The organism is Acinetobacter sp. WCHAc060006, from assembly GCF_004209135.1.
Taxonomy (GTDB): Bacteria; Pseudomonadota; Gammaproteobacteria; order Pseudomonadales; family Moraxellaceae; genus Acinetobacter; species Acinetobacter cumulans.
Genome location: NZ_SGSS01000025.1, coordinates 27,796 through 53,463, shown reverse-complemented (window position 1 = coordinate 53,463; position 25,668 = coordinate 27,796). Strand labels below are relative to the sequence as shown.

Below are 25,668 nucleotides of genomic sequence, written 5' to 3'. Positions count from 1 at the left end.
ATCAAAAAATTTATGGAAACAAGAAATAAAATCATAACGATTAAAAGTAAACCAGGTTCTATATAAGGTTATTCCAGTGCTTATGAAATAATAATGATTTTTTTGATTACGGCTATAGTAATAATTGGTGTCTCAAGTGGTAGGTGTTGAGCTGGTAGAATTTGGCATTATGCAGACATTATTGAGTTTTAATATTTATGTTTTATTTAAATTAATATTTAATATCATGTATTTAATTATAATTTTTCTGAATTATATAAAAGTACATCCTGTGTTATTTTTGTATGTTTTTTAATAAAAGTATGCTATAAAAAATAAAACGGCATAAAAATTGCTTATAACACGCGGTATTTATATAGGAAAAAAAAGATGAAGTTATCGGTTGGATTAAAAGTTGCAAACTCCCTGTCGCTTACGCCTCAGTTGCAGCAAGCCATTCGTTTACTTCAACTTTCAAGTCTAGAACTAGAACAAGAGATCCAAGTTCAACTCGATAGTAATCCTTTACTTGAAAAAGTAGAAGAGCAATCAACGGTTGAAAGTTTAAGCACTTTGCAGGAATTGGAACAAGATCGGAAAGATTTAACCAATGAACTTAATGCTGATCACTTACCTGATGATTTACCCGTAGATACAGATTGGGATGATGTCTATACCCATCAATCTACGAGTTTAGGCACGCCTGAGTTTGAGGAGCGTGAAGACAATCGACAAGGGCATCAGGGCTTACAAGCACACATGCTTGAACAAGTGAATTTATTACATTTCTCGGTCGTTGATCGCTTAATTGCACATTGCATTATTGATGCTTTAGATGACAAAGGTTTTTTAGATTGTGATATTGCTGAGATTACGACGTCTGTGCAACATCTACTCGATAGTATGGATTACGACGAAGAAATTGAAGATGATGAAGTTGTTGTGGTGTTAAAACATATTCAGCGCTTAGATCCGATTGGGATTGGTTCACGTAATCTTGCGGAATGTCTTACGATACAATTAGAAAGTTTATCAGAAACAACGCTTTATCGTGGAGAAGCTTTGCTGTTAATGAAGCATTATGAGCTGTTGATTAGTAACGAATTACCAAAACTCATTAAACAAACTGGTTTAAATCAAGAGGAATTAAAAGATGCTGTATGTTTATTAAAAACACTTAAAGCCCATCCAGGTATAGAGTTTGAAAATAAAGATTCAGACTATCAGATTCCAGATGTAGTGGTTATGAAGAAGAATGATCACTGGTTTGTGCAGTTGAACCCCGATGTTATGCCAAAGTTAAGGGTTAATTCTTTTTATGCAAATATGATTAAACGTGCTGATCAAAGCGATGATAATCAATATTTACGTAATCAAATGTTGGAAGCTAAAAACTTTATTAAGAGTGTAGATGAGCGGCATAAAACTTTGTTGAAAGTCGCTACATGTATTGTGCAGCATCAGCGGGCTTTCTTTGAAATTGGTGCAGAAGGAATGAAACCGTTGGTGCTACGTGATATTGCAGAAGAGGTTGAGTTACATGAATCGACCGTTTCACGTGTGACTACCAATAAATATATGTTAACGCCACGTGGGTTATTTGAATTGAAATACTTTTTTTCAAGCCATGTGGGAACAACGTCTGGTGGTGAGGCATCATCTACAGCAATTCGGGCTAAAATTAAAAAAATGGTTGCTGAAGAAAATATACGTAAGCCTTTGTCTGATAATGCGATTGCAATTTTATTAAAGGAAGAAGGTATTGATGTTGCACGTCGTACTGTGGCGAAATATCGCGAGTCGTTACATATTCCCTCATCTTCTGAAAGAAAAGTCTTGATCTGATTTTTAAAATCTGACTATTCTAGAGGTTCATTATGACGAAATAATGAACCTTTTTTTATTTTAGGAGCAGTGAATGTGATTTGATTAATGGATGTAGATTGATGGTATTGATCAAATGGCTTTGCTGTGACTTTCTTATCCTTTAAAGAAGGCGAGGGATAGAATTATGCAAATTACAATTCGCGGTCATCATCTCAGTATTACACCAGCCATTGAACAAGCCATTCGTTCGAAATTTGCTGAAATGACCAAACATTTAGATCAGGTCAACAGTATGCAAGTGAAGTTAACCAAAGATCATCAAGTTGATAAGCGCTCGAAAAAAGGAAGTTCAAATCATATTGCTGAAGCTATAATTCGTATACCTGGGGCTGAGTTATTTGCTCAAGCAAGTGGGGATGATATGTATTCTTCCATTAAAAAATTGACAGAAAAATTGAAAAGACAGTTACATAAGCATCGAAAAATGCAGTTAGATTACCTACCTTTGGCTATTTAGCCTATATAAACAACAAAAAGAGGTTCGAAAGAGCCTCTTTTTTTATATATATATTGTATGAGACTAATGAATTATTTTTTTTATTTATAGTAAAATGGCAAGTTTTACACCGTTAGTCCTATAAGAGGTCTTGTGATGAATAGTGAACAGCTCACTGATATTTTGAAAGCTGCGTTTCCTGAAGCTGAAGTTGCAGTAAGTGGGCAGGGCGGTAAATTTGATCTACGTGTTGTCGATGATCAATTCGAAGGTAAGCGCCCCGTTGCTCGTCAGCAATCTGTTTATGCACCATTGAACTCTTATATTGCCAGTGGTGAAGTTCATGCAGTAACAATTCGCGCAATGACCAAAGAAGAATGGCGTAAAGCAAGCTTATTCGGAGCTTAATAGATTAATGGATAAATTTTTAATTCAGGGCGGCGTTACGCTCGAAGGTGAAGTGCGAATTTCTGGTGCAAAAAATGCAGCACTTCCACTTTTGGCAGCGATGATTTTAGCTGAAACGCCAATTACGCTTAAAAATGTACCAAATTTAAAAGACGTAAACACTTTAGTGAAATTGATTGCAGGTCTAGGTATTACTATGACTTACGAAGGGGATACTGTTGTTGCAGATACCTCTACATTAAACAATCAATTTGCACCATATGAACTCGTAAAAACCATGCGTGCATCTATTTTGGTGCTTGGTCCATTATTGGCGCGCTACGGTAGTGCACAAGTATCTTTGCCTGGTGGTTGTGCAATTGGCTCCCGTCCAGTTGATCAACACTTAAAAGCCTTAGAAGCTTTAGGTGCTGAAATTGTGGTTGATGCAGGTTATGTTCATGCCAAAGTGGATGGTCGCTTAAAAGGTGGCGAAGTTATCTTTGATATGGTGACTGTGGGTGGCACTGAAAATATTTTAATGGCAGCGGTATTGGCGGATGGCGTAACAACGATTCGTAATGCAGCGCGTGAACCTGAAATTACCGACCTTGCGCAAATGTTGATTGCTATGGGTGCAAAAATTGAAGGTTTAGATACCGATACCTTAGTGGTTACTGGTGTTGAAAGCTTGCATGGTTGTGAGTACTCTGTGGTTGCAGACCGTATTGAAACTGGGTCATATTTAGCAGCTGCAGCCATTACGGGCGGTCGTGTTAAAACGACACATACTGATCCGAATCTAATGGAAGCGGTATTAGACAAGTTTGAAGAAATGGGTGCAGAAGTTACACGTGGTGACGACTGGATCGAACTTGATATGATGGGTAAGCGTCCAAAAGCTGTAAGCTTCCGTACCTTGCCTCATCCAGAATTTCCAACAGATATGCAAGCACAAATCATGGCGGTCAATGCGATCGGTCGTGGTTTTGCAACAATTTCTGAAACGATTTTTGAAAACCGTTTTATGCATGTACCTGAATTAGCACGTATGGGCGCAAATATTCAGGTCGAAGGTAATGATGCTGTCGTTACAGGTGTAGAAAAACTTTCTGCTGCACCAGTCATGGCAACAGATTTACGTGCTTCTTTCTCTTTAGTTTTAGCTGCATTAGCGGCTGATGGAGAAACCTTAATTGACCGTATTTATCATATTGATCGCGGTTATGAAGATGTAGAAGCAAAATTACAAGGTTTAGGCGCCCAAATTAAGCGAGTAAGTTAATGAGCGATATGAGAAACGATGATCCGAACTTTGACGTAATGGGCAATTTTGATCATGGTTTAACTTTAGCGTTAAGTAAGGGGCGTATCTTAAAAGAAACGTTACCTTTGCTTGAAACGGCAGGGATTAATCTTTTAGAAGATCCTGACAAGTCTCGTAAATTAATTTTCCCTACCACCCATAAGCATGTACGTATTTTAATTTTACGTGCTTCGGATGTACCTACTTATGTAGAAAATGGTGCAGCCGATATTGGTGTGGCGGGTAAAGATGTGCTCATGGAGCATGGTGCACAAAATGTCTATGAACCACTCGATTTGAAAATTGCGGTTTGTAAACTCATGACTGCAGGCAAAGTTGGCATGGAGCGTCCGCAAGGTCGTTTAAAAATTGCCACTAAGTACGTGAATTTAACACGTCAATACTATGCAAGCTTAGGTGAGCAAGTAGATGTCATCAAATTGTATGGTTCAATGGAACTTGCACCATTGGTTGGATTGGGTCATTACATTGTAGACGTTGTGGATACAGGGAATACCTTACGTGCAAATGGTCTGGAGCCACTTGAAGAAATTTGTAAAGTGTCTTCACGTTTAATCGTGAACAAGGCAAGTTTCAAACGTAAGCAACAATTGCTTAATCCAATTCTTGCACAGCTTGAAAAAGCAGTGGAAGCACGTGAAAAAGCAAAAAATGCTTAAGTGATCTGTAGCGATAAAAAGCAAAAACCGCCTATAAGGCGGTTTTTGCTTTTTAGTGGGGATGAAAGTAAAGCTGGTTGCTTTGCCAATTTTGATAAAAGTTATTTTCAATTAAACCATGGGTAGCAAATTCAGTTTATTGCCGACAAAGCTCACTAAAACAGGTAAACTAAAGTTTTCCAATACATTACCTAGTGGGTAAATTGATGCGACGTTTATCGACTCAAGATCAGAACTTCAAGCAAGCTTTTGCTGACTTGTTAGCTTTTGAAACTGTGAATGATCCAGAACTTTTAAAAACCGTTGACCAAATTATTGCTGATGTTCGTCAGCATGGCGACGCTCATGTACTTAAGCTCACACAGCAGTTCGATCGACATCCAGCGCATCAATTTTCAGACTTAGAGCTCAGCCAAGCACAGCTCAAAGCGGCATTTGATAGTTTAAGCACAGAGGTGCGCGACGCTTTAGAAATGGCAGCGAATCGAGTGCGTGAGTTCCATCAAGCACAAAAACAAGACGGTTGGACTTATGTAGATGCCTTGGGCAATACCTTGGGTCAAAAAGTGACACCGCTTGACCGTGTAGGTATTTATGTCCCTGGTGGTTTGGCTTCATATCCATCTTCAGTGTTAATGAATGCAGTACCCGCACACGTTGCAGGCGTGCCTGAAATTATTATGGTAGTGCCAGCACCGAATGGTGAATTAAATCCATTGGTATTGGCGGCGGCTTATTTAGCTGGTGTATCTCGTGTCTTTACCATTGGTGGAGCACAAGCGGTTGCTGCTTTAGCGTATGGCACAGAAACCATTCCAATGGTCGACAAAATTACAGGACCGGGCAACCGCTTCGTAGCTGCAGCTAAACGTGCAGTGTTTGGTCAAGTTGGTATTGATATGATTGCAGGCCCTTCTGAAATTTTAGTCTATGCAGAAGGTGAAAATAATGCTGAATGGTTAGCGATGGACTTATTGTCTCAAGCTGAACATGACACTGTGGCACAAGCCGTATTTATTACACCAGATGAACAGCTACTCAATGATGTTGCGCACTGGATTGAAAAGCATTTAGAAGCTTTGCCAAAAGCAGAAATTGCACGTACTTCAATTGAAAATCGTGGTGCATTGGTTTTGGTTAAAGACCGTACTGAAGGTGCTGAACTGATTAACCAAGTTGCACCTGAACACTTAATGTTGTGTTTGGATGAAGCTGAATTAATGTCAGAAAGTATTCGCCATGCGGGTGCTATTTTTATGGGACGTTATACACCAGAAGCGATTGGTGATTACTGTGCAGGTCCGAACCACGTTTTACCAACATCGGGTACAGCACGTTTTTCATCACCATTGGGTGTTTATGATTTCCAAAAACGTTCAAGCTTAATCATGTGTTCTGAAACTGGCGTAAAAACCTTGGCAAAAACTGCAGACGTTTTAGCGCAACAAGAAAATTTGGATGCACATGCACGTTCTGCACGTTATCGTTATCAGTAATTAAAAATATACAAATTCTCCCAAACCCTCTCCTCGAAGGAGAGTGACTTACATAACAAAATAGTTAGTGACTAAGGTTTATATGTAAGTGATAGAAGATTCCTCTCCTTGAATGAGCTTTAAGGATTCCTTTAAAGCGAAGTGCAAGAGGGGTTTGGAGAGCAGTTTTGACCTCACCCTAACCCTCTCCTAACAGGAGAGGGAATATTGAGATAGAAAAATGAATATCACCACAGAACAAATGCGTTTTTGGAGCCCTGAAGTACGTGAATTAGAACCGTATGTCCCAGGGGAACAACCAAAAATTCAAAATTTATTAAAGCTCAATACCAACGAAAACCCATATCCGCCATCACCAAAAGTGGTTGAAGCAGTTCAAGCTGTATTGGTGAATTCAGCAGATGCACTTCGTTTATATCCAGATCCCGATGCTTTGGCGTTGAAACAAGCGATTGCTAAACAGCAAAATGTTGCTGTTGAAAATGTCTTTGTTGGTAATGGTTCAGATGAAGTTTTGGCACATATTTTTAAAGCTTTTTTTGTGCAAGAACTCCCAATTCTTTATCCAGACATTACCTATAGTTTTTATCCTGTGTATAGCCAATTTTTTGGAATTGCTAGCAACACCAAAATTTTGCCGTTAAATGATCAATTTGAAATTGAGATTGATGATTATAAACAGCCAAATGGCGGGATTATCATTACCAATCCTAATGCACCAACCAGTATTGCATTGGGTTTATCCGCAATTGAAGAAGTACTACAAGCAAATCCAAATTCAGTGGTGGTTATCGATGAAGCATACGTCGACTTTGGTGCGGAATCTGCGGTAAGCCTTGTGGCAAAATACGATAACTTAGTGGTGTGCCAAACTACCTCTAAATCGCGTTCATTGGCAGGCTTGCGTGTAGGTTTTGCGATTGCACAGCCACATTTGATTGCCGCACTTGAAGCAGTCAAAAACAGTTTTAACTCGTATCCGATTGACCGTTTTGCGATTGCTGCTGCCGTAGCTTCATTTGAAGATCAGGCTTATTTTGAAGCGCAATGTGCCAAAGTCATCGCGAGCCGTGAGAAACTAGTTGCAGATTTAACTGCTCTTGGTTTTGAGGTTTTACCTTCAAGTGCTAACTTTATTTTTGCGACACTAGCACAGAAGGATGCAGGTGAACTCGCTGCTGCATTGCGTGAGCAGGGCATTATTGTGCGTTACTTTAATAAACCTCGTATCAATCAATATCTACGGATTACGATTGGTACAGATGTTGAAAACCAACGTCTAGTTGATACTTTGAAAAATCAAATTTTGGCCTAAGTGATTTTGGTTATTTAACCCCTCTGTCGTTGGTAAAGAGGGGTAGAAAAAAGCGATTCTAAATGAATCGCTTTTTTTATTTATTAAGGTTGAAACCATGTGTTGAGCAACTTGAGTATGGCATCAACTTTGTCAAAACATTCCTGATACTCTGCTTCACAGTTTGAAGCTATGGTTATGCCACCACCGGCCCATACTGAAACATCGTGTTGATGCTTTTGGATTGAACGAATTAAGATATTCCAAGAACCTGTACCATCATCATTAAAATAGCCCATAGAACCACAATAGGCACCACGCGGTGCACCTTCCAACTCTTCAATAATTTGCATAGCGCGAATTTTGGGTGCGCCAGTGATTGAGCCACCAGGGAGGGCAGACATTAATACGCCAAATGGATTTACATCAGTTTTTAAGCGGGCTTCAATTTCACTCACCATGTGATGCACTTGATTAAAGCTTTCAATATTAAACAGCTTTGGCGTTTTTACTGTTCCTATTTCTGCATATACACTCAGGTCATTACGTAGTAAATCTACAATCATGACGTTTTCAGCCATGTCCTTTTTAGATGCTTTGAGTGTGTTTTTAGATTCGGCATCCAGTATTGGATCTGCATAACGAGGCATAGTGCCTTTAATCGGTTTAGTTATTAATTTACGCTCCGATTCAAAATCAATAAATAATTCTGGCGAGCAACTTAAAAGCTCAAATTCGTCGACTCTTAAATAGCCTGCATAAGGTGCATCAGTTAAATTCCATAACTGCGAGGCTGTATCTAAAAGTAAGCCAGTCGCCTTTGCTGTAAATTCTTGAGTGAGATTAATCTGATAACAGTCGCCCGCTTTAATATAATTTTGTACTTGATGAAAAGACTGCTGGTATTGTTCAAAACTCCAGCGAGCTTGTAGTGGCTGTTGTAACTTAAAACTAGGAAGATAAATTTCTTTATTTAATAGCTCTAATAAAACTTGGTAACGTTGCTTTGCCTTAGGATGATGGCTAATGAAAGTCCATCCTTCAGCACTATATTTTAAATAGCTACTAAAGCGACCAATAAATAAGGCTGGTTGTGTTTTAGAAGCAGTTTTAACTTGTTTTGAAGCCGCAAAATCATAACCAATAAAGCCTAATAGGCCACCCTGAAAACCAGAAGTTGAGTTTCTATGATCGGCTTGAAAACAGAATTCAGGCAAAGATGGAATTGACTGTGCGCTGTACGTATCTAAATTTGTTTCCTTGTAATGAAATGTTTCATTATTTTGATGAATGAAGTATTCCTCTGCGAATAGACCAATGGTCGGTTGTGCGTGATCATTCAGATAAACAACATGGGATAATTCAGCCAAAGCAGATAGTATCTGTGTAGCAGACGAGCTGTGTTTAAGAATGAGTCGTTGATAAACAATCGGATTTTGCATAAACCTAAATGTGCATGAGGCTAAACGTGGCCATAGTGTATCTCAATGTGTTTATGAAGTATGAGTAAATACCGTTTATCGGCGAACTCTAAATTGCGACCAACGACAGTTGAACAAAAAGTGACACAGATATACTTTAATCAAGCGAGCAAACTACTCAAGGAAAGATGTAATCGCTGTCACAAAACGAATAAACAGCAGTAAGCATCGAGTGGTTGACAATCATAAAAAAATACTCTTGGGAGAGTAACAATGAAAAAATTCACTAAACTTGTTTTAGTATCTTCAATGGCAATCAGCGCAAATGCTATGGCAATGCAAGCAATGGATGATGCGGCGCTTAGCACAACTACAGGTCAAGACGGTATCAATATTGGTATTGGTATTTCAAAAATTGAAATTGAGAAACTATTTATTCATGACAATGATGGTCTTAGTTCACAAGATTCTAAAGGTCAAGATATTGCTAAAGGCTCTGCAGGTTATGGTGGTACGAGTACTGCAGGTGCAATTGTAATTAAGGGTAATGGTAAGTCTGGTGATGTTAATGAAAAGTTCGGTGTAGTAGTTACGGCTAATTATAATAGTCTATTAGCTAGTCACAACTTGGCAGATATTACAATTGATAGTGATGCTGGAACAGACGGTGCATTCTTAAATATTGGTGCTGCTGTTTCTGGTTTAAATATTAGTATTGGCGAAATTGGTGTTACAGCATCGGGTACGCAAGGAAGTGCGGTAAATGATGATGGTAAGACAAGTGCTTCATTAATTCGTCGTGGCGGTACAGCAAGCAACTATAATGCAATCTTAAGCGGACTATCACTTGTAACAGGTAAGATGGATGCTAATATTCAGATTGGCTCGGCGCCTCAAGGTGCTATGATTAAATTAAGTACAACTATGCAGGGTGGTTTGGAGATTAAGAATCTAGGCATTCTTGATAACTCAACTAATGGTGCTACTTATGCATATGATACGTCTTCAGGTTCTGCTGTTCCGGTTAAAACAAATAATCCAGGTGAAATTTTTATTGAAAGTATCAAAGTTGCAGATGCTAACTCTAAAGATTTAGCAATAAATGCAAGTGTTCGAGTATTTGATACATCGAGTAATTCTACTGATAAAAATAAAGGCTTTATCCAAATTGATAGTGCAAGTGGCCCTATTGATAACTATGTAAAAGGAATTCATTTGGGAGCACGTAATGGAGGCTCTATTGGTGATGTCGAAATTCAAGGACTACAAACATATAATACTTTAGGCGGAAAAGGTTCTACGATTACTATTAGTGGCCGTTAATCTGTTTTAGTGTTGAAAAGCGCGTGATATTCACGCGCTTTTTTTTACAAATAAAAGATGAAATACATCAAAAATATAAAAAAATAGCTGTTTTTTTTTGCAAAAAAAGGTATCTTGCAATTAGACAAGGAAGTAGAGCGTTAGCTCTAAAATAATGATAAAAGGCACATCAACTGCCGATAACTAAAAAGTTAGAAGATATGTTAGAGATAGCACTAGGCTCGGCATTGATGTATTACTTTGCCAAAGAGTCATTTGATATAAAACAAAAGCCAGCCGGAGCAGTGTATTACACTGAAACTCTGGATTCACGCAATGATTCATTTACCCGTATGCACCGTGAAACGGTAAAAATTAAACCTGCAGTTGAAGACCAATTTCGTGGCATTGTTCGTCAAGCCTACGACTATAGCTGTGGTTCTGCTGCATTAACGACTTTATTAAATGGCTATGTTGGTGCCAAATTAACTGAACAACAAACCATGAATGGTTTGTTGAAATTTGGTGAAACCGAAAAGATTGTGGAACGTCGTAGTTTCTCATTGCTTGATATGAAGCGCTTTGTAGGAGCATTAGGCTTAGAAAGTGGTGGTTATCGCGGAGAGTTCACCGATTTGGTGAAACAAGGCGAACCTGCAATTGTGCCTATTTCTTATGCGGGATTTAAGCACTTTGTCGTGTTTAAGGGCTATAAAAACGGCCGTGTGTATGTGGCTGATCCAGCATTGGGCAACATTAGTTTTGACGAAACTCGATTTAAAGAAATTTGGGAAAACAACACACTTTTTTTAATTAATGTTGCACCTGATAAACGTCAAAGTATGTTGGCATTAAATGAAGCTGATATGCGACATGTTGATGATGCAACTGTCAATCGCTATGCATTTGTAGATTTACAATACCCTCAGTTTTATATGGATAAAATTGCAGATAAAGCATCGACAATTCGACTTGATAAAAATATGAATGAATCGTCGGAAAATTATGGGCAGTCGAACTATAACTTCTTGAGACTTTACTACAAGAATAAGTAAGGCCAGAACTTAAGTTATAAACAGATTAAAAAAATAAAAAGCGGTGGTATGGAAAATGAACAGTAAATGGATGAACAAAACCTTATTGGCAGTCAGCGTGCAAATGTTGATGGGGGTTGCTTATGCAAATGAACCCGCTTTGGGTGGGTATGATGCTGTTGAGGAGCAGGCAGTAGCAGCTGAGGATACAACACTGGGAGGGTATGATAGTGTTGATGAAACATCTACAGCATCAGCTGAGCCGGTTGAGCAAACCGAAGCACCACAAGAGCCAGCCCCAGTAGCACAAGAGCAAGCACCAGCAAAAAACTCAGATGCTTCTGCAGCGCTTCAAAAGCAAGAAGGTGATGCAACGCAAGAGGCAAACCTTCAAGAAGTATTTACGTCCAATGAGCGCCAATACTCCTTAATCAAAAAAGGCGAAATTTCTTCGTATTACGATATTGATTATACGTATTATCGTGATACACAGCTTGATATGGAAATGGCAGAAGGTCAACTGTATCAATTGCGCGTGCAAGAAAATGCAACGCACTCAATGACCAACACCTTTACTTTTCAATATGGTATTCGTGATAACTTAACTTTCACAGCTTCATTACCATTAGTGACCAAAACGGATCTTTTGAAAGACACGTCAACAGCTGGTTTAGGTGATATTGCCTTAGGTGCTCGTTGGGAACCATTTCCTTTAAAAGCTGGTCGTTTACCACTGATTCTATTTGGTAATTTATCGACCAAAACGGGTGATAGCCCGTACGAAGTAAATGCCACCAATGACCTAGCGACGGGTAAGGGCTATTACTCTGCTGGGGTGGGTGCAAGTACACGTAAATATATTGATCCAGTAGTGTTGTTTGCCTCTGTTTCTGCGAACTATGGTTTTAAAGAAACTGGCTTAAATCAACGTCGTGGTACACGAGTCATTACTGATTTTGAACCAGGTATTAGCGGTGGCTTTGCTTTTGGTTTTGCGTACTCATTTAACTACGATGTGTCTTTGACTATGTCGTATCAACAAAGCTTTAATACTGGATCAGAATTCACTTATAGCAGTGGAGAATCATATTCTCCAGCAGATCAAACCAGTTCAACACTGGCATTTTCTTTAGGCGTGCGTGTTTCCCCAGATACGATTGTGAATGGTACAGTTGGTTTGGGTTTAACAGAAGATGCGCCAGATGTTTCATTGGGTCTTTCATTCCCGCTTGATATTTTAGGTTTCGGCAAGAAGCTCCGCTAAGAGGGTGTCCGTATGAACTATGTTCGACTGCGTCCACTCGTTAGCGCGATAATTTTAACGGGATGTTCCAGTGCTGCATTTGCACAGCTTGGAACAAACTTATCGGTAGATGTGCGTTCACTGGCTTTGGGTAATGCTGTCACGGCAGATCCACCAGGAATTAGTGCAGTACATTTTAACCCAGCAGCACTGACTAAAATTGAAGGCCTACAGACTGACCTTCAGGGAATTGTTGCTAATTTTGATATTCAACGTGAGTTTTCAGTTCCAGCGGGTTACAACGTTTTTGGTTATTCAGATGACCCAATGGTTTGTAATGATGGACCAGAAGTAGCTGCCGATCTATGTACAGATTTTAAAGGCACAGTTAACGGGAATGTGGAATATGCAAGTTTGTATGTTCCAGGCCTTAAGAAAATGGTGGATTTGGGACCTGGAACACCTGTCGCTGCTCCAACTGCGGGTATTGCATATAACCCACCAGGTTCTAAAGCGACATTTGCTACAGCAATTTATGCACCTTTAATTGCAGGTTTTGGTGCTGAAAATGGCAACCCTGGTAATTATATGGGGCAGCAGGTTGCTCTAGAGCGTATTACCTATTTATCTCCAACGATGGCTTATCAAGTCAATGATGAATTATCGATTGGTGGTGGTATTGGAATGTCTTACCAAGCAATCGCATTGAAAACGGATTTGCGTTTTCCAAATGAATTGATTGGTATGCTTCGTATGATTGACGAAGTTGTTTGTACGCCTTTTAAAAATAATTCAGACATTATTACGGATATTTTGTTGCTCGGGATGTGTAATGCTCAAGAGGGCATGAATCCGTTTAATAAATTTGGTCAGATGCAGTTGGCTGTTGAGCAGTCATTGAGCCCAAGCTATAACTTGGGTGTACTTTGGGAACCAAGAGAAGACTTTAGTTTTGGTCTCGTGTATCAAAGTGCGGCCAAGATGCGTTTGAAAGGTAAGTATTACATTGAAAATGGTAATGCATCGCAAGAGTTAATTAAAGGTTTAATGTCTTCACCGACAGGGCAAATTTTAGCGGCGATTTTAGGCTTCCCATCGGCTGTCCCAGCTGTTGAATCTGGCTTGGTGTCTATAGATTTTGAATATCCTGCGCACATGCAAGCGGGTATTAAATACAAAATCATGCCTGATCTACAAGTCAATTTTGACGTTGGGTGGACTGATTATAGTGCTTGGGATAAGTTTGCTTTTGAGTTTGATCGTCAAATTTCAGCACTTAAAATTGCAAAATTATTGTCTTCAGATATTGGTGATACGTCCTTAGCTTTACCTCTAGTCTTTAAATCGCCTTGGAATTTTGGCATTGGACTTGAATACTCAGCAACAGATCGTTTAAAGCTTCGTGCAGGTTATGAACCACGGACCAGTTCGATTCCTGATGGGAAGCGTAATACGATGGTTCCAATTAACGGGGCACAATTATTCGGTTTAGGTGTGGGCTACCGTTTTGATGCTGATACAGACTTGGACTTGTCTATTGGTTTCTTACGCAGTCGCGATAGTATTCCTGCAAACACTAGTAGCTTGGCTAACCAAACTGGGGTAAATAATATTTTATTAAACCCTTATGCTGGTTTAAACGTGAAGACAGATACCAAAATTACTATTTTAGGATTGAACTATAGAACACGATGGTAGGACTAGTATTCAGGATGAATAAAAAGCACTTGTTGAACATGATGCTGATGTTAGGGTTAGCATCAGTATCGAATGTCTATGCAGAAGGTATATTTCATACCATTATTGGACCTGATGGGCGTCCAATTGTGGTACAGCGCCCAGATCTTCCAATAAAGAAGAAGGTAAAGGTGCAGGAGAGCACAGCTTCAGTAGATACAGCGAGTGTAAAAACTGAATCACCTTCTTATTTAGATCCTGAACGTGAAGCTCATGTTCAGGATGTTGTTCGTGGCTTAGCTGGAAAGCGACCTTCGCAGATTGTGCAAGGTGTAGCGCAAGAACAACATCAACAACAGATGAAGAGTACGCAAAAAAATGCTCAGCAGGTGGTCGTGCGTGAAGAAAAGCAGATTGATCAAGCAAATCCGGCCATTTCAACACCAAAACCACAGCACGATGTTACTGAAAAACAGGTTGAAAAAACGTTAAATAAACAGCAAAGCACAGTTGTTTATACACCGGTTAATCAAGACCTCACAGTGGCGAAGCCGAATCAGAATACTGCTGTACAAGTAGCAAAGCAAACGACTGAAGTATTGCCAAAAGTTGCTAGTGAGAAACAAAGCAAAGCGATTGTAGAGCAACCTAAAAAGGTGACAAAAACCCCGCCAATGCCTGCAATTGTACAGGATCAAAAGCGCACAGAGTTATCGACCATTGATGGTGATACGTATGTGAATAATGAGTATTTAGAAGAACAAGAATTTAATCTTGAGGGTAAAAAACGTTTTTATGCGATGCCAGAAGGCGTAATTGATCCTAAAACTGGTGCAACACGAATGCAGATGGTTGAGCGTGAAAAAGGTGTAGGACAGTCTGTTATTGATAATTTATTTAAGAAAAATCGTCCTGCAGAAGATAAGCCAATTGTACTTTCGACCAGTTACTATCGGGTATCAAAAGCAGATACGGTTGAAGGTCTTGGGCAACAATGCTTTGACCAGAAACAATTATTAAAAGCCAAAGTGTTAAAAGCTCAGCAAGATACCAATTTATGGCCACGTGCGCCACTCAATGCACAATTTGATTTTGAACTTGTTAAGTTAGACGCGACGATTAAAAATATTGAAATACATTCGTATGCATCGAAGCAAAATAAGCCTGTATTTTATTGGCCTTTTGCCGTATTTTTAGACGCTAAAGGCTGTGTAATGGAAGGCGCAGGAGGTTATAAAAATAACGATGCTAATGCAAGTCATTTATACCGAGAAAAAATTGAAGGCGTAATTCAAGTTCCTTCAGGTACGACATATTTATTACTGACACCGCTCGCAACAGCCATTGATGTCGATGAGCGTGTATTAAGTAATCAAGGACAACTTAAATTAATTGCAATCCGTTAAGGATAGAAAAAGAGAATCAGGATGAAAAAAATATATGCTTTACCATTTGCAGTCACTGCTTTGGTTGCTGCATTAAGCGGTTGTGGTGGTGAAAGTGCAAAAGTTATTCCAGAAACTTACGATAGCAGTACAGTAAATGGTGCCTGTAAGAGTGCCAGTGAAAAATGTGTAGAATTTATATTAGATTATCCTGTGGATGGCATTAATTTTACCTGTTCAAGTGATAGCAAAAATAAATTTGTGACCTTGTTTGATGCCAGTGAAGGTGTGTCTTCTGGGGCATGCCGTGTCGGTGATACGGTGAATTTTTATCTACAAGGTGAAAAAGACAAGCGTATAGAACTGGGGAGTGTACAACTTGATAATTTGTCTAAAGTGGCAAGCTCGAGCACACCTCCACGCTTAACCTTAATTGATTTAGCCTATGGTATGACCAAGCAACAAGCGCAGGCTATTAGCCCAACTGATGCAACGGTAAAAGTGGCGATGCGTTTAGCCATGATAATACAAGCCTTGGGTATGAAAAATAATCAAGTAGCATCTGCAACTGAAATTCAGCCTGTATATATCAGCGACAGTAATCGTCAAGCAATTGAAAGTTTAGATAAAACAGTCACAACAGCCACTTTGGTTGGCTTTAGTGATACTGAGTTTGCAACTTGGTTGAATCAATGGCTAGGTCAAACACCAATTAGTGCAACTGAAGCATTTTCAGTGGTTGAAAATTTAATGAATATTTCAACCGCAGCTGTATATCAACCTGAATTTGCTTTATTTTCAACAGAGCAAAGTTTGATTAGTGCGGTAAGTGGCTCAAATGGTTTGGTTGGCTGTGATAAGGATGTTTGCGCACCATCTGATATGGCGAAGAGTAATATTTTTGGTCACTTTTTATTAATGACTGACCGTCAAGGCGTGACTTTCGGTAGCGGGTTACAATGGCGTGGTACGGTTGATCAGTCATTAACAACGATTGGTGGGACGAATGCGTTGCTCATGACCAAGGTCAAGCCTAAGCAGATGACAGCCACACCACAAGAGACATGGATTGACCCTTTAACTAAGGAAATTGACCATGCACGCAAACTGGGCTTTAAGTTTGATGTAGATGAAGCAGGTGCTCAACCGTTGGTGATTACGCAAGGTACGTTGCTGGCGAATAAAATGGTGGTGGGTTCAGGCGGGACTTTATACCAAACGCTTACCAATAAAAAAGAATCAGAAATTACGAGTGCAGACGCCGCTAATTATGGTTTATGGAATCAAACTGTGAATGGTAGCTTATATAAAGGGACATTGGATTTATATAAGTTGTATCCACTGTCTTATTTAGACAAAAATGTTTTTAGTACTCAAGCCAACACAGCAAAATCAACCTATGTATTCCCTTTATATGCGGACTTAACGTTTAAATTTAATAATACAACGGTTAAATCAGTCAAACTTGGCATTGTGATTGACCGTAATGGGGATATTCGTACCAACATTAAACCGAATGTACCTGCGAATATATTTGATACAGCTATTGGTACAGTAGATTTATCTACAGATGATAAGGTTGGTTGTAGTGGTCAAGATGTATTAGATAAATACACCATGCTTGATGATCAGAATACGCAGCAATATCGTATTGGTACGGTCACTCGTACGTTTACGAGAGGTTCAAAAGTTACACCTGAAACCATCTCACTGCGTATGATTTTGGCAGATAAAGCCTTGGGCACATTAAATGGCGCTTTAATTGGGATGAATACCACAATTCAAACGTCTACAGATAGCTCAACAAATATTGTGGTGGGTGGTGCATTATTGCAAATGGCGAATTTACTTTCTGCTTCTGCAGGTGTGAAACCAAGTGGTGTGGTAATGACTGACTCTGCAAATCAGAAGGTACGATGGGCCAACAGTTTTGCAAGTTTTAACGGCACTTACAGTAATAGTGTACCTGCGGACACAGAATCTAAAGAGATTGCCAAACTTGCCGGTGGTGAAATTACTTTCGATCTTGCACCGTGTTATACGGTAAAGGCTAAATAAAAAGGTCTAGACTTGAATAAAATAAAAGCCCATCTTCGGATGGGCTTTTGCATTTGGGTAACACACGTATTCATCTGTAATGAAGCTATGCAATCACACAGGGCATTAACCTGTATGGTCGAGTCGTGTACCTAAAGTTTCTAAATGGGTCTCAAATTGTCCCGTTTTACGGTCCGCAAAATAATGTCTAAGCGTGCGTTCTACACTTGGAAATGCAAGATCATTCCATGGGATTTCATCTTCACTAAATAAGCGAGATTCGATGGTTTCTTCACCTGCACCAAACTCACCATTTACAAGCTCTGCCTTAAATAAGACATAGATTTGTCCAATACGTGGAATATTGTACATGCAGTAAAGTTGTTGAATGTTGACTTCGGCCTCTGCTTCTTCACGTGTTTCACGTGCAGCACCTTGTTCCATGGTTTCAAACAGTTCCATATAGCCTGCAGGCAGTGTCCAAAGTCCATAACGTGGCTCAATGGCACGTCGACACAATAAGACTTTATCTTCCCAAAGTGCAAGTGCGCCACAAATCACTTTAGGATTGACATAATGGATGGTATTGCATTGTGTACATACACGACGCACTTGGTGATCGCCAAGAGGAATTTTTTCTGCTGTTTTATGTCCACAGTTACTACAAAAATTCATATTCATCGTCAATGATAAAGTGAGTGATCAGCATAACTGAAAAATAAATGTTTAGCATCATTTCTAAACACAAGCACTAAAATTCGGCTATGATGAAAATATTGAAAAAATAAGGATAAAGACGAATGGATGATCGTTTATTGACACATGTGCTGCAGCAAAGTTTACGCTTTTCTCGCCGTACCCAACCTGCACAAGCGGCGGTGTTAATTGCGATTACCAATGAGTCTAGCCCCAAAGTTTTATTAACCCGCCGATCGGCCTATTTAAATAATCATGCTGGGGAAGTATCTTTCCCTGGAGGTAAGCGCGATCCAAACGATACGAGTAATATTGTGGTGGCCTTACGTGAGGCTCAAGAAGAAACCGCGCTGAATCCATTTGATGTGCAATTGTTGGGGGAGTTGCCTATGCAAAAAGCCCGTAATGGCATGTTGGTGAAGCCGGTCGTGGGCCTTATTCCGCCTCAAGTGGAGTTGATTGCACAACCCACAGAAATTGATCGTATTTTTTTTGCCTCCTTACAAAAGTTAATGGACGCACCGCCCATTCCTTATGAAGTGCGTTATGCCCATCAGTCCTTATATTTTCCAAGTATGCGAGTGGAAAATGAAATTGTTTGGGGGCTAACAGCACGTATGTTGGTATCACTCTTTCAATATGGTCTTAATTATCAAAAAGAATGGCCATTTCTTGTCAATTCCCCTGTATTTAAAATGAAATAAAACGAGTGCACTATGTTCTATAAATTTGAAGGGCATTGCCCACAAGCGAGTATTCGTCCTTGGAATGGTTGGGCCGCAGATAATGCCACCGTCATTGGACAGGTTGAATTGGGTCAGCAAGTGAGTATTTGGTTTGGTGCAGTGATTCGTGCCGATAATGCTAAAATTAAGCTGGGCGATTTTACCAATGTGCAAGAAAATGCGGTGCTACATACCGATGCTGGTATTGAAATGCATATAGGGGAATATGTCACCATTGGACATCAAGCCATGTTGCATGGGTGTACGGTCGGTGATAACAGCTTAATTGGTATTAATGCTGTGGTGCTCAATCATGCTGTGATTGGTAAAAATTGTATTATTGGTGCTAATGCTTTAATACCTGAAGGCAAGGTGATTCCAGATAATTCTGTGGTGATGGGTTCACCTGGCAAAGTAGTAAAAACTTTAGATGATGTGACAGCTGCAAAATTAAAAATGAGTGCTTTACATTATGCATCGCACTTTTCGAAATTTAAAAATTTAGAAGTGGTGCATTTGGATTAAGGCAACCATAGGCTGCACTCAGTTTGGGTGAATGCATTATCTTTCTACGGTCAAATATCATACTCACAGAGATTTCCTCGCGCACTACGCATGAGTGGAGTATGATATTGGTCATTTTTCAGATTGACTTAAATAAGGTTGTGCATGAAAGTGCTGGCACTGGAAACTGCGAACGAGCAGTGTTCCGTATGTATTGCAGAAGATAATCAAGAACTCTACTTCCAATTAGATGCGCGTGCAAAAGCACAGACGCAAACGATTTTGCCTCTTATTGAGCAAGGTTTTAAAGAATTAGGTATTCAAGCAACTGATTTAACTGCAATTGCGTTTAGTCGTGGTCCGGGCTCTTTTAGCGGTGTTCGTATTAATGCTGCTGTAACGCAGGCCTTGGCATGGGCCAATGATTTACCTGTCGTGCCAGTATCGACTTTACAAGCGATGGCACAAGCGGCCTATCGTATTGCGGGTTTAACCGCGGTGACAGCAGTGCTCGATGCACGTATGCAAGAAGTCTATATTGCAAGCTTTGAATTAGATGCTGATGGCATTATGCAAGCCATTGATGAAGAACAATTATTAAGCTATAGCGAAGCTGAACAAGCTGTAAAATTTACAGTTATTGGCTCGGGTTCAGCTTTAGTTAAGCCAGAACAAGTACAGTACATCGCAGTTACTGCAACAGCGCAAGATATTGCGACGATTGCAAATGCACAAGCACTGAAAAAAAATTGGGTAAGTGCGGAATATGCACTACCTGTATATTTACGCGATAATGCCTGGAAAAAAATTCCAGAACAAGGCAAACCATAATTAGGAATAGGTATGGATCTTTTACTGCTGCTCAAAGCGGCAATCATGGGTATTGTTGAAGGTATTACAGAATTTTTGCCTATTTCCAGTACTGGCCACTTAATTCTTGCATCTGAATTAATGGATTTTTGGACCAAAGAGAAAAGCGATGTTTTTGTCATTGCGATTCAAATGGGGGCAATTGCTGCAGTCATCTATGAATATTGGTCGCGTCTTTGGGGGGCAGCAACTGGTATGTTCACAGGTGAACCCAAAGGGCGCCATTTAGGTTTTAGTCTTATTTTAGCCTCGATTCCTATTGTGTTAGTGGGCTTAACTTTTGGACAAACCGTTAAAGATCTACTGTTTAATGATATTGCTGTGGCAATTGGCTTGATCATTGGTGGTTTTATTATTATTTGGATTGAAAAACATCCACCTAAAGTAAATGCACAAGAAGTTGAAAACATTAGTTTTAAAGAAGCCATTTATATTGGTTTAATTCAAGTGTTGTCCTTAATCCCAGGTACATCGCGTTCAGGTGCAACCATTATTGGTGCAATGTTCTTAGGTGTTTCACGTAAAGCAGCCACTGAGTTTTCTTTCTTCTTAGGTATTCCAGTGATTATTGGTGCGGGTCTTTTAGATTTGTATCAAAGCTATCATGTGTTTACTACTACAGAAGATTGGGCAGTTTTAGCTACAGGTCTATTGGTTTCATTTATTTCGGCCTTGGTTTTGATTCGCGTATTGGTGGCTTATGTTGCAAAACGTGATTTCATGGTCTTTGCATGGTACCGAATTGCCTCTGGTTTATTAATTTTATTGTTCGTAATGACAGGCTGGAAATTATGGTAAGCGTTATTCGCTTATACACAGAAGCCGAGTTTGAAGTGAAAGCACAGCAGTTCTCTGCTGTGCTTTCTTCACGTGGTGTAGATGTAAATATTGAGCTTACAGAAAAGCTCAATGCGCGATTCTTTAGACAGCATCCAGATTTAGCTTTATGTGTAGATGCTGATGGTCTTTGGTTATGCGCCAATGGCATGAAAATGCAACCTGATTGGAAAGCAGAAGCTGGACGTTTGAAACGCGCTTCACTCAAGTCTGAAATGATTGCGCGAGCATGTAATCTGTCTGAAAAACCGCGTTTGATTGATGCGACAGCAGGTTTAGGGCATGACAGTTTATTAATGGCGCACTTGGGTGCACACATCACTTTGGTTGAGCGCCATCCTATTTTATTTACCTTGTTGGAAGATTCACAGCAACGTGCGTTGTTGGATCCATTCTTAAAGACGACGGCAGAAAGAATTCGTTTGGTATTTTCTGATTCGGCTGATTTTCTGCAACAGCAAGCCTCAGCACAGCAATTGTATGATGTGGTGTATTTAGATCCGATGTTCCCACAGCGCGATCAAAACCAGCAAGCTGTTAAAAAGCAAGCGCAAGTCAAAAAGCAAATGCAATTACTGCACATGCTTTTGCCTGAAGATGGTGAGATGGATTTAGGTGATAATCTTTTGGCATTGGCACAAAAAGTTGCAAAGCGCGTGGTGGTGAAGCGTCCGCGTTTGGCTGTATTTTTGGCGAATCAAGTCCCGAATCATCAATGGCAAGGCGATGCCTGTCGTTTTGATGCCTATTTCCAGCTAGAGCATGAGACTAAAGTTTCATAATTGCTGTAAAAAACACCAAAGATTTGCTATATATTTGAAAAATAGCATTGATTAAAACCATATCAGGCATAAACTTACAAAGCAAATTAGCGAGCCACAGCTGCCTCTGAATTTCTATGATTGACTTCAAACCCTCCATTAACTTTTGGCATGATTTTAAAAGCAACCAAACTGCAGGTATGTGGCTGTTTCTCGGTTCGAGACGCTCCCTGCAGATTGTACGCCCATCAATTATGCAATTGGTGTTTTGGGGAATTTTGGGAGGCTGTGCCAACAGCTTATTTAGTTGGTTGAGCAACGGACAGGCTGGGGTATTTAACCCGCAAGGTCTGATTAGTTATGCGCTTTGGCCATTTATTGCTTTAATTGTTGGGATCTTCTTATCGCAGCGGATCAACAATCCGCGTTTAATGCTCGTGCCTGCATTATTGTGGCTGGTACTGGATACACACATTATGATGTTCCAGTGCCTGATCCAATTTCTAGGTGATCAAGACTACCTGCCTTATATTTTATATGACTACATTCCAACCTTATTTATAGGCCTGTTTGTATGGCAAAGTTTGGCTGTGGTATGGGTATTTTCACGTGAATTGAAATGGCCGTGGTGGGAGCGTGCGCTGATTATGCTCGCGACCTTATTTACCTTGGTGGTTTGGCAAATGTCGGTGAAAGACCAGCCCATTTGGAAGGTTGAAGAATTACCGCCTGCATTTGCCGAAGATGCTTTTTATGCACAAAGTCGCTTACTGAATAAATCCTTAAACGCCGTTCAATATGGTGAATTTGCACAGTCGCATTGGTACTTTTTAGGTGTGGCGGGTGCGAGTTATCAAGATGTTTTTATGTATGAAATCGAACGGATTAAAGAACAGTTTGATACACGATTTGGTACTTTTGGGCGTTCGGTTGAGTTAATTAACCATCCTGCGACCCGTACAGAAATTCCGATTGCCTCGAAAACCAGTATGGGACTTGCATTACGCCGTATTGGTCAGCAAATGAACCGTGAAAGTGATGTGTTATTTTTATATATGACTTCACATGGTTTACCCAATGTATTTGAAATGGAAAATGCACCCTTAGATTTGGCTCAAGTTGATCCAAAATGGTTGCGTGAAACTTTGGATGCATCAGGTATACGTTGGCGTGTGATTGTGATTTCATCGTGCTACTCAGGCAGTTTTGTACCAGCACTGCAAGATGAAAACACATTGATTATTACGGCTTCAGCAGCCGATCGTCAGTCGTTTGGCTGTTCGAGTGAATCTGATTATACCTATTTTGGCCGTGCTTTCTTTGATCAAGCAATGCGCGAGCAAAATTCAATTCAGGGTGCATTTAATCAAGCCAAAGAGACTGTGGCAAAATGGGAAAATACGCAAGGTTTTGAACCTTCTGAGCCCCAATGGTCAATTGGTAAAAATATGCAATTTATGTTGCCACAATTAGAGCAACGCTTATTTCCACCCGTAACTACAGCACCTGCTCAGCAAGAACAAATCGAAGCAAAGCTTTAATCCTGCAATCTAAAGCACAAAGGACGAAACATGAACCTTATACAATCGAATCAATGTTTCCAAGGTGAGCAGCGAATTTATAGCATTGCATCCAATGCTCTAAAAACAACAAGCCGTTTTGGTATTTTTCTTCCTGCACAGGCTTTGGCGGGGCAAGCATGTCCTGCATTATTTTATTTGGCAGGTTTGACCTGCACAGAAGAAACTTTTGCAATTAAAGCACATGCACAGCGTGTGGCTGCGCAATTAGGCATGATTTTAATTAGTCCAGATACCTCACCACGTGGCGATGAGGTTGCAAAGGGTGATCATTGGGATATTGGTCAGGGCGCTGGATTTTATATTAATGCAACTCAAGCACCGTGGGCAGCACATTTTCAAATGGAAAGCTTTGTAGCAGATGAGCTTTATGCTTTGATTACGCAAGAATTTCCAGTTGAGCGCAATCAAATAGGCATCTTTGGTCACAGTATGGGCGGGCATGGTGCTTTGACTTTGGCCCTTAAATATCCTGAGAAATTTAAATCAGTCTCTGCATTTGCACCAATTTGTGCACCGAGTCAGTGTCCTTGGGGAGAAAAAGCATTTTCGGCTTACTTGGGTACAGACAAAGCGACTTGGCTTGCACATGATGCAACTGCACTGATTGAAGCTAAAGGTGCTGTATTTAATGAGATTTTAATTGACCAAGGCCTACAAGATCAGTTTTATAGTCAGTTAAATCCTGCCTTATTTAGTCAGGCGTGTGCAAAGGTAGGGCAAGCCTTAACCTTGCGCGAACATGCGGGCTATGATCATGGTTATTATTTTATTCAAAGTTTTATCGATGATCATTTAAGCTTTCATGCACAGCAATTGAATGCATAATTTTTAGCTTGATTGAATTCAAGAGGCTAAAGGCAAGGTTTTCGACCTTGCCTTTTTTATTTTGCGCCATTCATTGTGCTTAACAGAATGGGATTAGGGCTTAAGTAATTCCACAGGTGTGGATGCCTTACTATGTTGCCATTCAGCATGCAGTGGTTCTTGTGCCATTCGAATGAGATGGTCTAGCACGACCTGTTCTAATCTGACCATGTCTACAGAAGTGTCTAATTCTTGAATAACGACCTGCAAGTGGGTTTCTTTGCAGAGTAACTGAATACGTGCTTGAGGCATCAAAATCTCAAAGCCAGTAGGATATTCAGTGACTTCAAACTTATGTTTCCAATGGTTAAATAAGCGTTTGCCAATACGCTGTGCTTGCAGGGTCTCAATCGCAGTTTGTGAGAGATTCGACATGATGCTTCCAATATTTATAAATAGGAATAATTATCATTTATAATAAGGTGTTTTTTGATTTTTCATGCGCATATTTTAGCAACAGAACGTTTTATTTGTGCAACGATCTGTGCATGGTCGTAGCCAAGCAGGCAGGTGTAGCTTTTGCTATAATAGGCACAATGAGATTTATATAAGCCAGGTTCTTCCATGTCCAAGCCATTTTTAATTGCGCCTTCTATTTTATCTGCAGACTTTGCTCGCTTAGGTGAGGAAGTTGAAAATGTACTTGCTGCAGGTGCAGATGTTGTTCATTTTGATGTGATGGATAATCACTATGTACCTAACCTTACGTTTGGTGCTGGTGTATGTAAAGCACTGAAAAACTACGGCATTAAAGCACCAATCGACGTGCATTTAATGGTGTCACCAGTAGATCGTATGATTGGTGATTTCTTAGAAGCTGGTGCGGACATTATTACTTTTCACCCAGAAGCCAGCGATCATATTGACCGTTCTTTACAGTTAATTAAGTCGGGTGGTGCAAAAGCAGGCTTAGTATTTAACCCTGCAACACCATTGCATTATCTAGATTATGTGCTGGACAAAGTTGACCAAGTTCTTTTGATGAGTGTGAACCCAGGCTTTGGTGGTCAAAAATTCATTCCAATGACTTTGGAAAAATTACGCCAAGCACGCAAAATTATTGATGCATCTGGCCGTGATATTCGTTTAGAAGTTGACGGTGGAGTTACACCAGCAAATATTCGTGACATCGCTGAAGCGGGTGCGGATATGTTTGTAGCGGGTTCTGCTATTTTTGGTAAGCCAGATTATAAAGCTGTGATTGATGAAATGCGTGCAGAGTTGGCACAAGTCGGTTCAGTACAAGTATAAGTTTTTCCACTTA

At 39.9% G+C, this 25,668-nt stretch carries 24 protein-coding genes; 21 read left to right on the top strand and 3 right to left on the bottom strand.

Translation table 11 applies throughout. The features are described from left to right. Positions 1-369 precede the first annotated feature (369 nt). The 7 genes from EXE29_RS13610 (at position 370) to hisC (ending at position 7,486) form a co-directional block, all read left to right on the top strand. A complete protein-coding gene (locus EXE29_RS13610) occupies positions 370-1,824 on the top strand; it encodes an RNA polymerase factor sigma-54 (protein ID WP_120364836.1) in 1,455 nt (484 codons plus the stop codon). 166 nt (positions 1,825-1,990) lie between these two features. Further along, positions 1,991-2,323, top strand: coding sequence for a ribosome hibernation-promoting factor, HPF/YfiA family (gene hpf / locus EXE29_RS13605; protein ID WP_106986020.1), 333 nt, complete (start codon positions 1,991-1,993; stop codon positions 2,321-2,323). A 135-nt stretch (positions 2,324-2,458) separates the two neighbouring features. Further along, entirely contained in the window at positions 2,459-2,710 is a 252-nt protein-coding gene (gene ibaG, locus EXE29_RS13600) for a BolA family iron metabolism protein IbaG (protein WP_106986019.1), read from the top strand. A gap of 7 nt (positions 2,711-2,717) precedes the next feature. Further along, positions 2,718-3,974, top strand: a complete 1,257-nt coding sequence (murA, locus tag EXE29_RS13595; RefSeq protein WP_106986018.1) for a UDP-N-acetylglucosamine 1-carboxyvinyltransferase — start codon at positions 2,718-2,720, stop codon at positions 3,972-3,974. Then, complete coding sequence (gene hisG, locus EXE29_RS13590; RefSeq protein WP_106986017.1) at positions 3,974-4,675, top strand: ATP phosphoribosyltransferase; 702 nt, start codon at positions 3,974-3,976, stop codon at positions 4,673-4,675. The genes murA and hisG overlap by 1 nt, the downstream gene beginning before the upstream one ends. Positions 4,676-4,869: 194 nt before the next feature. After that, positions 4,870-6,171 carry a histidinol dehydrogenase gene (hisD, locus tag EXE29_RS13585; protein WP_120364835.1) on the top strand — a complete coding sequence of 434 codons (1,302 nt, stop codon included), beginning with the start codon at positions 4,870-4,872 and terminating at the stop codon, positions 6,169-6,171. Positions 6,172-6,391: 220 nt separating this feature from the next. After that, positions 6,392-7,486 carry a histidinol-phosphate transaminase gene (hisC, locus tag EXE29_RS13580; RefSeq protein ID WP_120364834.1) on the top strand — a complete coding sequence of 365 codons (1,095 nt, stop codon included), beginning with the start codon at positions 6,392-6,394 and terminating at the stop codon, positions 7,484-7,486. 83 nt (positions 7,487-7,569) lie between these two features. Here hisC and EXE29_RS13575 read toward each other — a convergent pair whose 3' ends face one another. After that, positions 7,570-8,907, bottom strand: coding sequence for an anthranilate synthase component I family protein (locus EXE29_RS13575; protein WP_120364833.1), 1,338 nt, complete (start codon positions 8,905-8,907; stop codon positions 7,570-7,572). A 252-nt stretch (positions 8,908-9,159) separates the two neighbouring features. Between EXE29_RS13575 and filA the strand changes: the two genes are divergently transcribed. From filA to filF, 6 genes are all read left to right on the top strand, one after another. Continuing rightward, positions 9,160-10,209 carry a putative pilus system protein FilA gene (filA, locus tag EXE29_RS13570; protein ID WP_117008065.1) on the top strand — a complete coding sequence of 350 codons (1,050 nt, stop codon included), beginning with the start codon at positions 9,160-9,162 and terminating at the stop codon, positions 10,207-10,209. Positions 10,210-10,409: 200 nt separating this feature from the next. Continuing rightward, positions 10,410-11,243 carry a putative pilus system C39 family peptidase FilB gene (filB, locus tag EXE29_RS13565; protein WP_106986012.1) on the top strand — a complete coding sequence of 278 codons (834 nt, stop codon included), beginning with the start codon at positions 10,410-10,412 and terminating at the stop codon, positions 11,241-11,243. A 55-nt stretch (positions 11,244-11,298) separates the two neighbouring features. Next, entirely contained in the window at positions 11,299-12,486 is a 1,188-nt protein-coding gene (filC, locus tag EXE29_RS13560) for a putative pilus system protein FilC (protein WP_117008064.1), read from the top strand. Positions 12,487-12,498: 12 nt separating this feature from the next. After that, complete coding sequence (gene filD, locus EXE29_RS13555) at positions 12,499-14,163, top strand: putative pilus system OmpP1/FadL family transporter FilD (RefSeq protein WP_106986010.1); 1,665 nt, start codon at positions 12,499-12,501, stop codon at positions 14,161-14,163. Positions 14,164-14,177: 14 nt separating this feature from the next. Then, the gene (gene filE, locus EXE29_RS13550; protein ID WP_120364832.1) at positions 14,178-15,548 is read left to right on the top strand and encodes a putative pilus assembly protein FilE; all 1,371 of its coding nucleotides are present in this window, start codon (positions 14,178-14,180) and stop codon (positions 15,546-15,548) included. Between the two features lie 21 nt (positions 15,549-15,569). Then, positions 15,570-17,585, top strand: coding sequence for a putative pilus system protein FilF (gene filF, locus EXE29_RS13545; RefSeq protein WP_120364831.1), 2,016 nt, complete (start codon positions 15,570-15,572; stop codon positions 17,583-17,585). Positions 17,586-17,690: 105 nt separating this feature from the next. On the opposite strand, the gene EXE29_RS13540 is transcribed toward filF, so the two are convergent. Continuing rightward, positions 17,691-18,239 carry an NUDIX hydrolase gene (locus EXE29_RS13540; protein WP_117008061.1) on the bottom strand — a complete coding sequence of 183 codons (549 nt, stop codon included), beginning with the start codon at positions 18,237-18,239 and terminating at the stop codon, positions 17,691-17,693. A 125-nt stretch (positions 18,240-18,364) separates the two neighbouring features. Here EXE29_RS13540 and EXE29_RS13535 point away from each other — a divergent pair, with 125 nt between their 5' ends. The 7 genes from EXE29_RS13535 (at position 18,365) to fghA (ending at position 24,365) form a co-directional block, all read left to right on the top strand. Then, on the top strand, positions 18,365-18,964 hold the full coding sequence (locus EXE29_RS13535) for a CoA pyrophosphatase (RefSeq protein ID WP_106986006.1): 600 nt from the start codon (positions 18,365-18,367) through the stop codon (positions 18,962-18,964). 12 nt (positions 18,965-18,976) lie between these two features. Further along, a complete protein-coding gene (locus tag EXE29_RS13530; RefSeq protein WP_106986005.1) occupies positions 18,977-19,510 on the top strand; it encodes a gamma carbonic anhydrase family protein in 534 nt (177 codons plus the stop codon). 144 nt (positions 19,511-19,654) lie between these two features. Further along, entirely contained in the window at positions 19,655-20,320 is a 666-nt protein-coding gene (gene tsaB, locus EXE29_RS13525) for a tRNA (adenosine(37)-N6)-threonylcarbamoyltransferase complex dimerization subunit type 1 TsaB (protein ID WP_120364830.1), read from the top strand. A 12-nt stretch (positions 20,321-20,332) separates the two neighbouring features. Next, positions 20,333-21,157 carry an undecaprenyl-diphosphate phosphatase gene (locus tag EXE29_RS13520; protein ID WP_106986003.1) on the top strand — a complete coding sequence of 275 codons (825 nt, stop codon included), beginning with the start codon at positions 20,333-20,335 and terminating at the stop codon, positions 21,155-21,157. Then, positions 21,151-21,978, top strand: a complete 828-nt coding sequence (locus EXE29_RS13515) for a class I SAM-dependent methyltransferase (protein ID WP_117008058.1) — start codon at positions 21,151-21,153, stop codon at positions 21,976-21,978. Before EXE29_RS13520 ends, EXE29_RS13515 begins: the two co-directional genes overlap by 7 nt. A gap of 116 nt (positions 21,979-22,094) precedes the next feature. After that, positions 22,095-23,498 (top strand): C13 family peptidase, encoded by a 1,404-nt coding sequence (locus tag EXE29_RS13510; RefSeq protein ID WP_120364829.1) that lies wholly within the window; start codon positions 22,095-22,097, stop codon positions 23,496-23,498. A gap of 30 nt (positions 23,499-23,528) precedes the next feature. Next, positions 23,529-24,365, top strand: a complete 837-nt coding sequence (fghA, locus tag EXE29_RS13505; RefSeq protein WP_120364828.1) for an S-formylglutathione hydrolase — start codon at positions 23,529-23,531, stop codon at positions 24,363-24,365. Positions 24,366-24,458: 93 nt separating this feature from the next. On the opposite strand, the gene EXE29_RS13500 is transcribed toward fghA, so the two are convergent. After that, positions 24,459-24,779, bottom strand: a complete 321-nt coding sequence (locus EXE29_RS13500) for a DUF2218 domain-containing protein (RefSeq protein WP_117008055.1) — start codon at positions 24,777-24,779, stop codon at positions 24,459-24,461. 189 nt (positions 24,780-24,968) lie between these two features. On the opposite strand from EXE29_RS13500, the gene rpe reads away from it, so the two are divergent. Beyond that, positions 24,969-25,655: a ribulose-phosphate 3-epimerase gene (gene rpe, locus EXE29_RS13495; RefSeq protein ID WP_106985998.1), complete on the top strand. Its 687-nt coding sequence runs from the start codon at positions 24,969-24,971 to the stop codon at positions 25,653-25,655. Positions 25,656-25,668 lie beyond the last annotated feature (13 nt).

Coding starts and splice junctions, on each gene's coding strand:
- filE (WP_120364832.1), top strand. CDS start 14,178: ATGAATAAAAAGCACTTGTTGAACATGATGCTGATGTTAGGGTTAGCA.
- filB (WP_106986012.1), top strand. CDS start 10,410: ATGTTAGAGATAGCACTAGGCTCGGCATTGATGTATTACTTTGCCAAA.
- rpe (WP_106985998.1), top strand. CDS start 24,969: ATGTCCAAGCCATTTTTAATTGCGCCTTCTATTTTATCTGCAGACTTT.
- EXE29_RS13540 (WP_117008061.1), bottom strand. CDS start 18,239: ATGAATTTTTGTAGTAACTGTGGACATAAAACAGCAGAAAAAATTCCT.
- fghA (WP_120364828.1), top strand. CDS start 23,529: ATGAACCTTATACAATCGAATCAATGTTTCCAAGGTGAGCAGCGAATT.
- EXE29_RS13520 (WP_106986003.1), top strand. CDS start 20,333: ATGGATCTTTTACTGCTGCTCAAAGCGGCAATCATGGGTATTGTTGAA.
- EXE29_RS13575 (WP_120364833.1), bottom strand. CDS start 8,907: ATGCAAAATCCGATTGTTTATCAACGACTCATTCTTAAACACAGCTCG.
- EXE29_RS13500 (WP_117008055.1), bottom strand. CDS start 24,779: ATGTCGAATCTCTCACAAACTGCGATTGAGACCCTGCAAGCACAGCGT.
- filA (WP_117008065.1), top strand. CDS start 9,160: ATGAAAAAATTCACTAAACTTGTTTTAGTATCTTCAATGGCAATCAGC.
- EXE29_RS13535 (WP_106986006.1), top strand. CDS start 18,365: ATGGATGATCGTTTATTGACACATGTGCTGCAGCAAAGTTTACGCTTT.
- filF (WP_120364831.1), top strand. CDS start 15,570: ATGAAAAAAATATATGCTTTACCATTTGCAGTCACTGCTTTGGTTGCT.
- hpf (WP_106986020.1), top strand. CDS start 1,991: ATGCAAATTACAATTCGCGGTCATCATCTCAGTATTACACCAGCCATT.
- EXE29_RS13530 (WP_106986005.1), top strand. CDS start 18,977: ATGTTCTATAAATTTGAAGGGCATTGCCCACAAGCGAGTATTCGTCCT.
- tsaB (WP_120364830.1), top strand. CDS start 19,655: ATGAAAGTGCTGGCACTGGAAACTGCGAACGAGCAGTGTTCCGTATGT.
- EXE29_RS13610 (WP_120364836.1), top strand. CDS start 370: ATGAAGTTATCGGTTGGATTAAAAGTTGCAAACTCCCTGTCGCTTACG.
- hisC (WP_120364834.1), top strand. CDS start 6,392: ATGAATATCACCACAGAACAAATGCGTTTTTGGAGCCCTGAAGTACGT.
- EXE29_RS13515 (WP_117008058.1), top strand. CDS start 21,151: ATGGTAAGCGTTATTCGCTTATACACAGAAGCCGAGTTTGAAGTGAAA.
- EXE29_RS13510 (WP_120364829.1), top strand. CDS start 22,095: ATGATTGACTTCAAACCCTCCATTAACTTTTGGCATGATTTTAAAAGC.
- filC (WP_117008064.1), top strand. CDS start 11,299: ATGAACAGTAAATGGATGAACAAAACCTTATTGGCAGTCAGCGTGCAA.
- murA (WP_106986018.1), top strand. CDS start 2,718: ATGGATAAATTTTTAATTCAGGGCGGCGTTACGCTCGAAGGTGAAGTG.
- hisG (WP_106986017.1), top strand. CDS start 3,974: ATGAGCGATATGAGAAACGATGATCCGAACTTTGACGTAATGGGCAAT.
- filD (WP_106986010.1), top strand. CDS start 12,499: ATGAACTATGTTCGACTGCGTCCACTCGTTAGCGCGATAATTTTAACG.
- ibaG (WP_106986019.1), top strand. CDS start 2,459: ATGAATAGTGAACAGCTCACTGATATTTTGAAAGCTGCGTTTCCTGAA.